This is a genomic window from Sulfuriferula plumbiphila (assembly GCF_009938015.1).
In the GTDB taxonomy this organism is placed as follows: Bacteria; Pseudomonadota; Gammaproteobacteria; order Burkholderiales; family Sulfuriferulaceae; genus Sulfuriferula; species Sulfuriferula plumbiphila.
Window position 1 is genome coordinate 2576329 of record NZ_AP021884.1, and the last position, 13619, is coordinate 2589947.

Genomic DNA, 13619 nt, shown 5'->3' on the forward strand with positions numbered 1-13619 from the left:
TGGCAATCGATTCTGGTTCATTCAGGTTCGCCATGACTCTCGGCCTGATTGCGCCACGTATTCTCATACACCATGTCCTGCAGCTTCTGCCGCTCCGCCCAGCCTTCGATTTCGAGCATCGGCTTCGGATAAAAGGCTTCCACATGGCCAAGGCACAGTATTGCAATCGGCTTGGCGCCGGCGGGCATGCCCAGCAGCAGGGCAAGCTGTTGCGGATCGAACAGCGACACCCAGCCCATGCCGATGCCTTCGGCACGAGCTGCCAGCCAGATATTCTGAATCGCGCAGGCGACCGAGGCGAGGTCCATTTCCGGCAGCGTGCGGCGTCCGAAAATATGCGCCTCGCGCCGATCCATCAACGCCACCACCAGCAGTTCGCCGCATTCGCGCACCCCTTCCACTTTCAGCCGCATGAATTCGTCTTCGCGCTCGTGCAAGGCATGTGCGGTGTGGATGCGCTCTTGCTCGACCATCTGGTGAATGGTGCTACGCAGGCCCGGGTCGGCAATCCGGATAAACCGCCATGGCTGCATGAAACCGACGCTGGGGGCCAGATGCGCGGCATTCAGCAGGCGCGCCAGCAACTCCGGCTCGATAGGGTCAGGAAGAAAATGGCGGATATCGCGCCGTTCGGCAATCACCTTGTAAACTGCGGCGATTTCTTCGTTGCTGAATCGGTTCATGGCAGGAACAACCGGGCGGCCACGCTTGGATTGGAAGGAAAATAACAGTGCAGGTAAGTTGCCGTCAGCCGCGCCAGTCGAAAGATCCTTTCCCCTTGCGAAGTATTGTACAAACGCTCGCCGGATGCGACCGGAACCAGCGGCGTGTCAATCACCGAATGGTGAAAGGCATGACTGCGCAGCACGCCGCCAGGCATCGGCGCGGATTGATAACCCAGGCCTTGCCGGCGCGCCTGCATGACGGCGTGTCCCGGCAACAGACCCGTCATCGCGGCGCGCTGTCCGGCTTTGTCGGTGAGCGATTCGAACAGGTACAGCATGCCGCCGCATTCCGCGTAAATCGGTTTCCCCTGCCGGAAGTGGCTGTGCAGCGCGGCTTTCATTGGCGCGTTATCCTGCAATTGCTGCAAATGCAGTTCCGGATAACCGCCCGGCAGGTAAAGGCTGTCGACCTGCGGCAGCGCCTGGTCGGCGAGCGGCGAAAAGAAAACCAGCTCGGCGCCCAGCGCCCGCAACACATCCAGGTTGGCCGGATAGATAAACGAAAACGCCGCATCGCGTGCAATGCCGATGCGTGTCCCGGCCAGCAGTTGCGGCAGCGGTTCTGCACTGGCACAGGTGAATTCCACTGCTGCCGGCAATGCGGCCAGGGCGGTCGAAGCAATCGACGCTGCGATCGCCGCCAGGCGCGCTTCGAGGTCGACAATCTCTGCGGCCTGAACCAGGCCCAGATGCCGTTCCGGCAAAGTGAATTGCGATGCACGCGGCAGCCCGCCAAAATAACGCATCCCTGGCGGCATGCCCTGCACCATCATTTCTGCATGACGGGCGCTGGCCACCGCATTGGCCAGGACACCGGCGAACGCCAGCTCGGAACGAAAATGGGCAAGCCCATACGCGATCGCGCCCAGCGTTTGCGCGGTGCCGGTAGCGTCGATCACCGCCAGCACCGGCACGCCGAGCAATTGCGCCAGGTCGGCGCTGCTCGGCGTGCCGTCGAACAGGCCCATCACGCCTTCGACCAGAATCAGATCGGCTTCCTGGGCCGCCTCGTACACCAGGCGCCGGCATGCTGTTTCGCCCGCCAGCCAGAGATCGAGCTGGTATACCGGCTGGCCGCAGGCGCGCTCGAGTATCATCGGGTCGAGAAAATCCGGTCCGGTCTTGAACACCCTGACCTTGCGGCCTTGATCGGCATGGAAGCGGGCGAGCGCGGCAGTGACGGTCGTCTTGCCGTGATGGGAACCGGGTGCGCTGATGAATAGCGCCGGGCAGCGTCGCGTTTGCACGTTAAAACTCCACGCCTTTTTGCGCCTTGATGCCCTGTTCCTGATACGGATGTTTGACCGGACGAATATCGCTGACGAGATCGGCCAGTGCGATCAATCCCTCCGGCGCATGGCGGCCGGTGACGACAATGTGCAGCATCTCGCGTCGTTTGCCGAACACCTCGATGACTTCGGCCAGATCGAGATATTGATACTTGAGCACGATATTGAGTTCATCCAGAATCACCATGTCGTAGGAAGGATCGTTGATCATCCTGACCGCTTCGGCCCAGCCGTTGGCGGCAGTTTTCATGTCGGCTGCGCGATCCTGGGTATCCCAGGTGTAGCCGGCGCCGACCACATGGAAATCACAATTGGGGTTACTGCCCAGCACCTGGCGTTCTGCGCTGTGCAATGCGCCCTTGATGAATTGCACCACACCCAGCTTCATCTGATGGCCGAGTATGCGCAACCCCATGCCGAATGCGGCGGTGGATTTGCCTTTGCCGGTGCCGGTGTAGACGATCAGCAGGCCTTTTTCCTTTTGCGCGGCGGCCTTCTTTTTTTCGAAGCCTTCCTTGTGGCGCTGGGTCATGCGTTTGTGGGATTCGGGATCGGTTTTCATATCATTTCCAGAGGGTTCCTGTCATTTCGGTCAATAACGCTGCGATATTGGCGCGGCTCAGGTGGTAGCCGATGAAAACCAGTTCCGATTTCTGAACGGCCGGTTTTGCCGCATCGACACTGATCACCACGCGCGAGCGCACGCCCTGCACCAGCACCGCACGCTCCGAATCGCGGGTACGAATAAAACCCTTGCTGCGCAATATCGGCTCCGCCCTGGCCGCTTCGATCAGCGCGGATCTCAATGTTTCTGTTTGCTGCGGCGCCTGGCTGCGCAGCACAAACGACAGCCAGCCCGGATCCTGCTCATGAAAATGCCTGTGCGTTGCGAGCCCATGGCTATGGGCACTCAAACCGGAATGCGCATGACCGTTCAGGCGGTCTTGATTGCCGGGCGGAGAAGCATCGGGACCCGGCATCGGCGTGTAACGGTGGTTGTGCGCAACCAGCGTCGGCTGGTGCAGGCGCAGGCCCAGAGCGAGCCGGATATCGAGCTGCGCATGGTAGGCAAGTTCAAGAAAGCGCACGTTCGGCGCGCGTTGTCGCACGCGCGTCTCGGCCAGTAGCAGCGCCTTTTCATCAAGCAGGTCGATCTTGTTCAGCACCACGACATCGGCATATTCGAGCTGCTGTTCAAACAGGCTGGCGACCGCAGCTTGCGGGCTATGGGCCGCATTGTCGGGTTCGAATTGATCGGCCAATAACAAGGGCGTATCCACCACTGCCAGTGTCGCATCCAGAATAAAATCTCCGGCCAGCCCGGGTCCCTGCAGCATTTCCATTACCGCCGTCGGCAGCGCCAGGCCGGAGGTTTCGATCAGCACATGATCGACATGGGCGCGGCGCTCGGCGATCGCGCGCATGACGGGGATAAAAAGTTCGTCATCGCCATAGGCAATCAGGCCGTACGGAAAATCGTGAATCCGGATCTGGTCGTTACCGTCAACGCCACCCCGAAGCAGCGCGCCATCAATGGAGACCTCGCCGAACTCATTGATCAATAGCGCGAGGCGGCTGGTTTGCCTGCGGTTAATCAGGCCGCGAAGCACAGTGGTTTTACCCGAGCCCAGAAAACCGGTGACGATGGTGACCGGGATCAACTGATTCATGCTATTTTCCACGCTGCCAGTTGCTGCAACACGGCCTCGAACGTCGAGGCGGCCAGCGGGTATGCCAGCTTCGGCCGCTGAATCACCAGCAACGGGATACCCAGCGCCTGCGCCGCCGCCGCTTTGGCGCGATAGCCACCGGCGTCGCCGGAATCCTTGGTCACCACGCAATCGATTTGCCAATCACGCCACAGCGCCGTATTGAACGCTTGCGAGAACGGACCTTGCATCGCGCAGATATGGCTGCGCGGCACGCCCAGATCGACCGCGCGCTGAATGAATTCCGGCTCCGCCGTGACGCGCACAAACCACTCACGCGCACTTGCACCGGGCGCTTGCAGAAACCTCGCCAGATCCTTGGAACCGGTCGCCAGAAAAATACGTTGGCCGAGCGCGATGGCGCGCGCAGCTGCCTGTGCCATCGATTCGCACAACTCACCGCACTCCGGCGCAGGCACACTGGGCCGTTCGTAGCGCAAGTAAGGGATGCCAAGCTCGCGCGACAGGCCGATCAACTGTTCGGAAATGATACTGGCATAGGGATGGGTCGCATCGACCAGCGCGCGCGCATGGCTGCGCGTGAGCGCCTGTCGGCGTGCCTCTACGCCTTGACGGCCAGCCCGGACCGACACGCCAGGACAGTCCTTGATGGCCACCTCGCCACCATATTCGGTTGCCGCCGATACGATCACCGGGCAGCTCTGCCCTGCTGCCAACCGGGTCGCCAGCGCATTGCCGTCGCTGGTGCCGGAAAAAACCCAGACGGCATGATCAGGCAATGCCTGCTCTTCCGGCTGCATGGCTGGCGCAACATCCGGCGCTGCCCAGTCGTTGTAGCCGCGCGGCGTGAAAATCCAGTCGCGCCTGCGCTCGGTAAAGCGGTTGCCGATCACGATGGTGGTGAACATATCGAACTGCAACGCCGGCAATTCGTCCAGGCGGTGGATGCCGACCTGCTGCCCCGGCCGATAGGCATTCTTCACCACGCCGCACAAGGTATGCGGCGTCTTGGATTCAAGCATGAGGTTGAGGATGCGGTAGACACCCTGCTGCCGGCCGGCGCTCTGCACGTTGTACAGCACGCAGGCCAGGTCGGCTTCAGCGATGTGCCGTGCGCGGTTTTCGATCCACTCCCAGGGGCACAGCAGATCGGACAGGCTGAGCGTGGCGAAGTCGTGCGACAGCGGCGAACCCAGCAACGACGCGCAGGCGTTGGCCGAGGTGATGCCGGGCACCACGTTGACCGCGTAGGTATCGTCTTCGCGCATTTCCTCGAACGCCAGCGCGGCCATTGCGTAGATGCCGATGTCGCCGCTGGAAACCAATGCGACCTTATGCCCGGCTCGGGCTTTTTCTATTGCCAGCAAGGCGCGCTCGCGCTCCTGCGTCAGCGGCGGGGTGTGGATTTCCTTGCCCGCCAGCCACGGCGCTATCCAGCGCAAATACAACTCGTAGGCCACGATCACGTCGCTGTCACGCAGCGCCGCTTCGGCACGCGGGACGATCAAGTCGTCAAATCCGGGCCCGACCGAAACCAGATGCAGTACCCCGCTCATGCTTCCACCCGTTTATCTTCCACCACTGCCACGGCAACACCATCCAAAGCCATTTTCGGCACCACCAGTTGCCCGCGCATACAGGCGATCAAGGCGCACGGTTCGCATACGCCATCCACGCCCACATTCCTGTTCACCCAATCCGATGGCTGCGTCACCCACGCCCGCGCCGCCACCGTTGCATGCGCAAACACGCGCAGCGGCAAACCATGCCGCGCGCAGAATTCGATCAATCCCGGCTCATCCGCCTTCAGGTCGATGGTCGCCACCTCGCGCACTTCGTCCAAGCGACGCGTGCCAAGCGCCCTGCGTACCGCCACGGCAATCCGCTCGACAGACACGCCCTTGCGGCAGCCAATGCCGACCACCAGCGGCTTCAAGGCCTCGGTCGCCGTGGTGATCACCGGCACCGCGCCGACCACATTGGCGACGCGATAAGCCAAACGGTTGGCGCCGCCCTCGTGACCGGCCAGCAGCGACACCGCGTAACGACCCGCTTCGTCCAGCACCACCAGCGCCGGATCGTTGTGCTTGTCCTGCGCCAGGCCATCGAGAAAGCGCACCGCGATGCCACTGGCTGCCACCATCAGCCACTGCGCATGCTGCCGATACACCGCAGCGAACTGCTGCTTCTGCGCCACGGCCGAATTCAACCAGGGCCGGTACAGCGTGCCGCCGAGCTGCGCTTGCAAAACAGCGGCGAGCGCTGCGCTTTCTGAGCGCACCAGCCAGATGCCGAGTGATTCGCTCATGCTGTCGCCTTGTCGATCTTTTCGACTTTTTGTTTCGACTTTTTCACAGCCCGGAACAGATGTTTGAAATCCTTCGAGTACAAGCGTGACTCCACCTGCTCGCCACGACCCAGCGCCGCACCGACCAGCAGCATGGTGGTCAGGTTCCAGGCGCCGCGCCTGGTCTCTTTCAATACGGTGCCGAGGGTTCCCTGATAGATGCGCTGCTCGGGCCAGCTAGCCCGATAAACCAGGGTCACCGGCGTGTCCTCCGGATAATGCAGACGCAGGTCGGTCACGATTTTTTTCAGATGCGGCCCCGACAGGAAGATGCACATGGTCGCGCGGTGTTCAGCCAGCCTGGCGATGGATTCGGATTCCGGCACCGCCGAGGCGCGCCCGGAAACGCGGGTCAGGATGATGGTCTGCGATACTTCCGGCCTGGTCAGCTCGGCCTTGACCGCGGCGGCGGCGGCACTGAACGACGACACGCCCGGCACCACCTCGTATTCGATGCCGAGCGCATCGAGCCGCCGCATCTGCTCGGCGGTCGCACCATAGATTGCCGGATCACCCGAGTGCAGGCGCGCCACGTCGCGGCCGTCCGCCTGGGCACGCCGATAACAGGCTTCCTGTTGTTCGAGGTCGAGCCGGGCGGTATCGATCAACTCGGCATCCGGGCGGCAATGCTGCAGCATCCCGGCCGGCACCAGCGAACCGGCGTACAGCACCATATCGACCCGGCCCAGGATGTTGGCGCCACGCAGCGTGATCAGGTCGGAAGCACCGGGACCGGCGCCGATGAAATAAACCTTCATGATGATCTTTTCTCTCTCGGGGTCTTGCGGATCAGCAACGTGGCGAGATACCCCATCGCCTCGGTCGCACATAAATTGCCGACATCGGCGGCCAGCATTTCACCCGGCAAGCCGATGCGGCGCGCAAACGCGCACTGTCCGGCAATGCCCATGTCGCGCAGCAGATCGAGTACCCAGGCCAGGCGTGCGCCGACCTTCATCAACACCACGACGTCATGCGTTTCGATGTCGCGCCGCAGCGCGACAGGATCGTCCGGACACGGCAGGATCAGCGTGCGTTCCTTGCCCTCCCCGAGCGGCCAGTCCAGAGCCGACGCCGCGGCCGCGTAGCTGGTGATGCCGGGAAAGGTACGGTGCGGCAATCCGGGCAGTCGCTCGCGCAGCGCGGCCAGCACATAACCGTAAGTGGAGTATGTCAGCGTATCGCCGATCGTCAGGTAAGCCACGTTGCGCCCGGCGCATAGATCGACAGCAATCGCGTCGGCCAGTTGCGCGTAATGCGCGCGCAACACGGTCCGGTCCGGGTCCATGTTGAACTCGATTTCCCGCAGCCGCTGCGGCGGGATGTCGATACCGGCCAGGCATTGCAGCGCGACCGAGATTTCCGCGCTGCGCGCCCGTGGCGCGAACACGACATCGGCCTGGCGCAGCGCATCGAGCGCCGCAAGCGGCAGGTAGCCGGCCGGTCCCGGGCCGACGCCGATGCCCCAGAATGTGCCAAGTTGCGGTGTCACGCTCACGCATCCTCTCCCAGCGCATTGCCGTGCAAGTCGAACAAGCGCACTTCGACCTTCTCCACTGCCGGCACGCGCGCATGCACCAGCACGCCGATGCGGCGCTCGATGTCGATCCATAATGCCTGTGCGCCGGGTTCACGCTTCAATCGTTCCATCGCTGCTTCCACTGTATTTGCGTTTTCTATTTCTTGCACCAGATGCCGCGCGAACCCGCGTTGCGCCGCCACCCGCGCCACACAGCCCATCGCCATGCTGCTCTTGCTCGAATGCGTGTCCCACACGCCGTCGAGCACTTTCGCCAGCTTGCCCGGGTGCCCGGCCAGCCACAGCACATCGAGGCGGCGTCCCTCTTCGTCCAGCGCCTTCTGCGTGAAGTCGAGCGCAGCGCCCAGAAAATTGGCGATCTGCACCGTGCGCTTCTCAGGCAACCCCAATACATCCCTGGCATAAGTGCGCCCCGTCTTGCCCGGCAGGTACGCCACACTCTGCGCGCCGCCGCCGAGCGCGACACGCACATAAACCTCGATCGAGGCGATCCACGACGCCATCGACATCGGTTCAACGATGCCCGAAGTGCCGAGGATGGAAATGCCACCGACAATGCCGAGCCGCGGGTTGAACGTTTTCCTCGCGATCGCCTCCCCATTTTCACAGCCGATTGTCAGATCAAAGCCGGCTTCCCGCTCCTCCGGCAATCCTTCCGCCAGCACCTCGGCGGCCGCCTGGCGCATCATCCGCCGCGGCACCGGATTAATCGCCGGTTCCCCCACCTCCACCCGCAAACCCGGCTGGGTCGCGGTGCCGACGCCGCTGCCGGCGAAGAAGCGAATCTGTCCCGTGGCGTTGCGCCGCACCTCGGCGAAGATAGTCGCGCCGTGGGTGTTGTCCGGGTCATCGCCACCCTCCTTCTTCACTTCTGCACGCACGCTTTGCTGATCGAGCCAACACACATCCTGAATCGGCACCACCAGATAATGCGCGCCGTCCGGCAGCGTCACCTCTACACGTTCACGTCGCTCGTCACGCAGCAGCAAGCAAAGCGCTGCCTTGACCGCCGCCGTGGCGCAACTACCCGTAGTGCGCCCGCGCCGCAGGCCGTTCGGCGCCAGCACCAGCAAATCGAATTCTGCACGTTCAAGTTCGCTCATACCCTGCAAGCTGATTGACCGCGTCGATCATCAGCGCATTGACCACGCTGGCCGCCCACGGCGAGCCGCCGCGCGTGCCGCTATTGGTAATACGCGGCACCTGCAGGCAGCGCCGCAAGCCATCCTTGCTTTCACGGGTGCCGACGAAGCCGACCGGCAAGCCGATCACCAGTTGCGGCCGCCAGCCGTGCTCGCGGATCAGGCGCGTCGCCTCGACGATCGCAGTCGGCGCATCGCCGATCGCGAGCACGACGTCGTTGCCGAATTTTTCCCAGGCGCGCCGGATACCGGCCGCCGAGCGTGTAATGCCGTGCGCCTGTGCCATCAGGTACGTCTCGCGGTCGTGCACCCCGCACCAGGTTTCGATCCCGAGCTGTTCGAGCAGCGCGCGCTTCAAACCGGCCTGCACCATGCTGACGTCGGCCACCACGCGCTTGCAGCGCAACAGCGCGCGGATGCCGGTCTCGACCGCCCCCGGTGAAAAGTAAATATCGTCGACCGCATCGAAGTCGCCGCTGGTATGCACCAGCCGCTGCAGCACCGTCAAGTGCGCCTGCGGGAAGCCCGACCAGTCGCGCCCGGCGGCGATGATGCGAAAACTCTCGGCTTCGATCGGATGCGGCTGGTAAGCCAAGAATTCAGGTTTGACTCCGGTCGGCAGCGGCCCGTCTGTCCGCTCCTTCTCCAGCAATCCTCGCACGCGCAGGTGATGCGCCCGCTGCGGTTCACCAACCTGCTCCTCGAAGCCGACGATCTGCGCCCGGTATTTGCACAGCGAACAGTTCATCGCGGCGCGTCCGGCCACCGCTTCGCGGGCGCGCTCGATCATCACGTCGGCCACGTACGGATGCACGCCGAAATAGCCGGCCTTGAGCACTTCCAGTTCCGGCTCACGCTCCTGCAATGCGTCGGCCGCCGCATAAATGCGCTTGACCAGCACGCCGTCGAACAAAAAGAACGGCAACACGACGAGCCGCGCGAATCCCAGTCGCGCTGCAGCGCGCAGGCCATCGGCGACCAGCGGCCTGGTGGTGCCCGAATAACAACCATACGCCGCGCCGAAACCCATGCCTTCCTCCAGCATGCGCGCGAGCTTGGCGACTTCGCCATTGGCATCGGGATCGGTGGTGCCGCGACCGACCAGCACCAGGCAAGTGTCAGTGCGCCGCACGGTGTTCGGGGAAGTCGACTCGGCTGCGACGATGCGTTCCCGGGCGAGCTGCAACAGTTGCGGATGCAAGTTGAGCGGCGCCCCAAAATGGAAGTCGATGGCGGGATACGCGCGCGCCAGCGCCAGCAACTCGCTCGGCATGTCGTTCTTGGCGTGCCGCGCTGCCAGCAGCACGCCCGGCACCACGGCCACCTGCCGCACACCCGCGGCGAGATTGGCTGCCACCGCCTGCCCGATGGTCGGGCTGGCGAACTCCAGGTAGCCGTGGCTGACCACATGCTGCGGGGCACGTGCCCGAATCAACTCGACCAGCGCCTCGAACTCGCGAACAGCGTCGGGATCGCGGCTGCCGTGACCGGCAATCACGATGCCGAACTGGTCGCACTGGCCGGCCTGTGTCATTTTCCCTCCGGCGGTTCGATCTGGCTGGGCATCGGACGGCGGGTACGGATCAGCATGATGCTCATGTCAGTAAACTCGCGATCGACGCATCCGGCGAGCGTGCCGTGCCATTCCGCCTCGCCGCGCGTCAGGTTCTCCCACACCTCGGTCGGATGCTCGGGCGACACCCCATTCTCCAGCAGGTAAGCGGCGATGTGGCGCGGCATGAATGAGCGTGCCTCGTCCCACGGACAGGGAATCACGATGGCGTTGCGCGCATCCTGGAGCACATGCACCAGATGACGCTTGAAAGGATCGAGATCGCCACGGCGGTGAAAGGTGATGAAGGTAGTTTCGTCGAAACATACTTTGGCACGCGAAGCGAGAATTTGCGCCGAGGATATCCCCGGCAGCGTTTCTACCTCGTGGCCGCAGGCGCGCTCGACCCGCTCCAGGTACTGGAAGCCGCTGAAGTGGATGTCACCCATGAATACCACCACGCAGCGCTTGCCGGCATGGTGCGCCAACGCCACCTGCGCCAGCCTCTCGACCTGATTGCGATAGCCCATGGTAACGATTTCTGCTCCGGGCGGGATCAGGCTGCGCACCACATTGACCACCGCGTCGAATCCGGCGACCACGTCGGCATCGCGGATCAATTCCGCACCGCGCTGCGTCAGGTAGCCGATGTCACCCGGCCCTGCGCCGATACAGATGATCATAACCGCCCCTCAAAAATCTCGATACTTGTCGACAGGCTGCCCGCGATCCCAACCACATCGCCGACAATCACGATAGCCGGGCTGCCAATGCCTTGCGCCTGCACTGCAGCAGGAAGTTCTGCCAGCGTAGTCACCACGCTGCGCTGCTGTGGCAAGGTGCCGTGCTGGATCACTGCGGCTGGCAGTGCCGGTGGCAAATCCGCCGCCAGCAGTTGCGCGACGATCTGCGCCAGGTTGGCGATGCCCATGTAGATCACCAGCGTGCCACCGGTCCCCGCCAGCCCGCGCCAGTTCACCGCTCCATCATTGCAGGCATGCCCGGTGACAAAGGTGATGCTGCGAGCGCAATCGCGGTGCGTCAGCGGAATGCCCAGCGCCGCCGGAACGGCCACGCCGGCAGTCACCCCGCTCACCACCTCGACCTCCACCCCGGCCGCAACGAGACATTGCATTTCCTCACCACCGCGACCGAATACGAAGGGGTCGCCGCCCTTGAGTCGCGCCACAATGCTACCGGCCCGTACATGCTCGAGCATTTGCTCGTGAATGGACACTTGCGTCGTCGATTTACAGCCGCCGCGCTTGCCTACCTCAATGACTTCCGCATCCGGCGCGGCGAAACGCAGGACCTCGCGATTGACCAGGTCGTCCAGCAGCACCACGTCGGCCTCGCCCAGCAAACGCACTGCTTTGAGCGTCATGAGTTCGACATCGCCGGGACCGGCACCGATCAGATAAACTTTTCCGGGTTTCATTTGATTTTCATGCTGTGTTCAACCGCGCACGTATCGTGAGCGCCAAATTCTCTGCCGATAACTGCTCCAGCGTCAGGCATTCGGCGCCCAGCGCCTGCGCCAGCTGGCCGGCCCGCCCCAGACGGAGGTAACCGCTTTCGGTATCGAGCACCAATGCCGGCACACTACGCCCGGCCAGCAGCTCTGCCAGCGCCAGCGTCTCACGCCATGGGTCGCCGCCATCGCTTAACGCAACGTTTGCCTTGCCGTCGGTCAGCAATACCAGCAGCGGCGACGCGCCTGCCTCCGCCTGCTGCAGGGTTTGCAACGCCAGCTGCAGCGCGTGCGGCAATGGCGTACGGCCACCGGTGGGCAGTTCGCGCAGCCCCTGCTCGGCGCGGTCGACGCTGCGGGTGGGCGCCAGCAACAACGCCGCCGCCTCGCCGCGAAAGGCGATGACAGCCACTGCGTCGCGCCGCTGGTAGGCATCGGTCAGCAGCGCCAGCACCGCGCCCTTGACCGCCTCCATACGGCGCTGCGCTGCCATGGAACCGGAGGCATCCACCACCAACAGGATCAGGTTGGCGCTTTTACTCACGCGAATCTGCTGGTGCAGATCGCTTTTGCTTACCTGGAATTCCGCTGGATTGCGCAATGCGGCGCTACGCAGCGTCGCGCCGACAGCAAGGCTGCTCGGATTGTCATGCGGTACCGCACGCACCACGCGTCCGCGCGGCGCATCCAGTGCCTCGCTGCGCCGCCCCGCCATGCTGCGGGCCGGGGTGGTATCCACCGCGATCCGGCGTACGGTAGCGGTGGAGGCAGCGGCAAACACCTGCTGCTTATCCTCCTGTTCAGCGTCGCCTGCTGCGCTCTCTGCGCCCTCCTCCTGCGGGGCAGCGCCGGATTCATCATTCCGTTCCGGCTGCCGGACGGCCTGTTGCATCAATTCGTCGAGGCGCGCGCGATCCAGGCCCGGCTGCTCGAACGGTTTGCGCCGCCGCCGGTGCGGCAGCACCAGTTCCGCCGCACCGCGCACATCCTCAGGCGTCACCCGCTGGCGCTCCTCGAGTGCCGCCAGCGCGCGTGACGCCTTGTGCATCACGATGTCGGCACGCAGGCTGGCGACGTCGAATTCGCAGCACAGATGGCTGATCAGATCGAGCAACGCGTCGTCCAGCACCACCTCCGGCAGCCGGCGCTGCGCGCTGGCAAGCTGATGGCGTAGCGCATCCTGCTGCCGGTCCCAGGTGATGGCGTAGCCGGCCGGGTCGGCCTCGAAAGCGATACGCCGGCGTACCACCTCGGCGCGCAATGTTTTTTCGCGCGGCGCCGTCACTTCGACCATCAAGCCGAAGCGGTCGAGCAGTTGCGGACGCAGGTCGCCCTCTTCCAGGTTCATCGTGCCGATCAGCGTGAAACGCGCCGGGTGCGTGATCGACAAGCCTTCCCGCTGCACCGAGTTGACACCCATCGCCGCCACGTCCAGCAGGACATCCACCAGGTGATCGGGCAGCAGGTTAACTTCATCGATATAGAGAATGCCGCGGTGCGCTGCCGCCAGCAGGCCGGGCTGAAAGGCGCGCCTGACGCCCTGCAGTGCGCGTTCCAGATCGAGGCTGCCGAGCACCCGGTCTTCGGTCGCACCGAGCGGCAGCGTGACGAAAGGCACCGTGGCCGCCTGCGCCGTCGCACTCGCGTCGCAACAGATCGCGCAGTGTTCACAGGGCGTGCCGGGCGAACAGTTGAACGCACAGCCAGCGATACGCTCGATCAGCGGCAGGATATCGGTCAGCGCCCGCGCCGCGGTGCTTTTGGCCGTCCCCTTGTCGCCCCGGATCAGCACGCCGCCCAGCGTCGGATCGACCGCGCACAGCAGCAGCGCGGTCTTCAACTGCTCCTGTCCGACGATGGCGGAAAATGGAAAATTCATGCGT

At 63.8% G+C, this 13619-nt stretch carries 13 protein-coding genes; all 13 read right to left on the bottom strand.

What is annotated here, in order from left to right; genetic code table 11:
• Positions 1 to 17: 17 nt before the first annotated feature.
• Genes bluB through GZH91_RS13410 form a run of 13 tightly spaced genes read right to left on the bottom strand, consistent with a single transcriptional unit; the run spans position 18 to position 13615 of the window.
• Complete coding sequence (bluB, locus tag GZH91_RS13350) at positions 18 to 683, bottom strand: 5,6-dimethylbenzimidazole synthase (RefSeq protein ID WP_147074119.1); 666 nt, start codon at positions 681 to 683, stop codon at positions 18 to 20.
• On the bottom strand, positions 680 to 1972 hold the full coding sequence (locus tag GZH91_RS13355) for a cobyrinate a,c-diamide synthase (RefSeq protein WP_147074117.1): 1293 nt from the start codon (positions 1970 to 1972) through the stop codon (positions 680 to 682). Before GZH91_RS13355 ends, bluB begins: the two co-directional genes overlap by 4 nt.
• Position 1973: 1 nt before the next feature.
• On the bottom strand, positions 1974 to 2576 hold the full coding sequence (cobO, locus tag GZH91_RS13360; RefSeq protein ID WP_147074115.1) for a cob(I)yrinic acid a,c-diamide adenosyltransferase: 603 nt from the start codon (positions 2574 to 2576) through the stop codon (positions 1974 to 1976).
• Position 2577: 1 nt separating this feature from the next.
• Positions 2578 to 3684 carry a CobW family GTP-binding protein gene (locus GZH91_RS13365; RefSeq protein ID WP_147074114.1) on the bottom strand — a complete coding sequence of 369 codons (1107 nt, stop codon included), beginning with the start codon at positions 3682 to 3684 and terminating at the stop codon, positions 2578 to 2580.
• Positions 3681 to 5240, bottom strand: coding sequence for a precorrin-3B C(17)-methyltransferase (cobJ, locus tag GZH91_RS13370; RefSeq protein WP_147074112.1), 1560 nt, complete (start codon positions 5238 to 5240; stop codon positions 3681 to 3683). The genes GZH91_RS13365 and cobJ overlap by 4 nt, the downstream gene beginning before the upstream one ends.
• Positions 5237 to 5992, bottom strand: coding sequence for a cobalamin biosynthesis protein (locus GZH91_RS13375; RefSeq protein ID WP_147074110.1), 756 nt, complete (start codon positions 5990 to 5992; stop codon positions 5237 to 5239). Before GZH91_RS13375 ends, cobJ begins: the two co-directional genes overlap by 4 nt.
• The gene (cobM, locus tag GZH91_RS13380; RefSeq protein ID WP_147074108.1) at positions 5989 to 6789 is read right to left on the bottom strand and encodes a precorrin-4 C(11)-methyltransferase; all 801 of its coding nucleotides are present in this window, start codon (positions 6787 to 6789) and stop codon (positions 5989 to 5991) included. Before cobM ends, GZH91_RS13375 begins: the two co-directional genes overlap by 4 nt.
• Positions 6786 to 7529, bottom strand: a complete 744-nt coding sequence (gene cobI / locus GZH91_RS13385) for a precorrin-2 C(20)-methyltransferase (protein WP_223264589.1) — start codon at positions 7527 to 7529, stop codon at positions 6786 to 6788. The genes cobM and cobI overlap by 4 nt, the downstream gene beginning before the upstream one ends.
• A complete protein-coding gene (gene cbiD / locus GZH91_RS13390; protein WP_174861861.1) occupies positions 7526 to 8674 on the bottom strand; it encodes a cobalt-precorrin-5B (C(1))-methyltransferase CbiD in 1149 nt (382 codons plus the stop codon). The genes cobI and cbiD overlap by 4 nt, the downstream gene beginning before the upstream one ends.
• Positions 8661 to 10247 (bottom strand): precorrin-8X methylmutase, encoded by a 1587-nt coding sequence (locus GZH91_RS13395; protein WP_147074102.1) that lies wholly within the window; start codon positions 10245 to 10247, stop codon positions 8661 to 8663. Before GZH91_RS13395 ends, cbiD begins: the two co-directional genes overlap by 14 nt.
• The gene (locus tag GZH91_RS13400) at positions 10244 to 10948 is read right to left on the bottom strand and encodes a cobalt-precorrin-7 (C(5))-methyltransferase (protein ID WP_147074100.1); all 705 of its coding nucleotides are present in this window, start codon (positions 10946 to 10948) and stop codon (positions 10244 to 10246) included. Before GZH91_RS13400 ends, GZH91_RS13395 begins: the two co-directional genes overlap by 4 nt.
• Entirely contained in the window at positions 10945 to 11703 is a 759-nt protein-coding gene (gene cobA, locus GZH91_RS13405) for a uroporphyrinogen-III C-methyltransferase (protein WP_147074099.1), read from the bottom strand. The genes GZH91_RS13400 and cobA overlap by 4 nt, the downstream gene beginning before the upstream one ends.
• Positions 11704 to 11710: 7 nt before the next feature.
• Complete coding sequence (locus GZH91_RS13410) at positions 11711 to 13615, bottom strand: putative cobaltochelatase (protein ID WP_174861860.1); 1905 nt, start codon at positions 13613 to 13615, stop codon at positions 11711 to 11713.
• Positions 13616 to 13619: the final 4 nt, after the last annotated feature.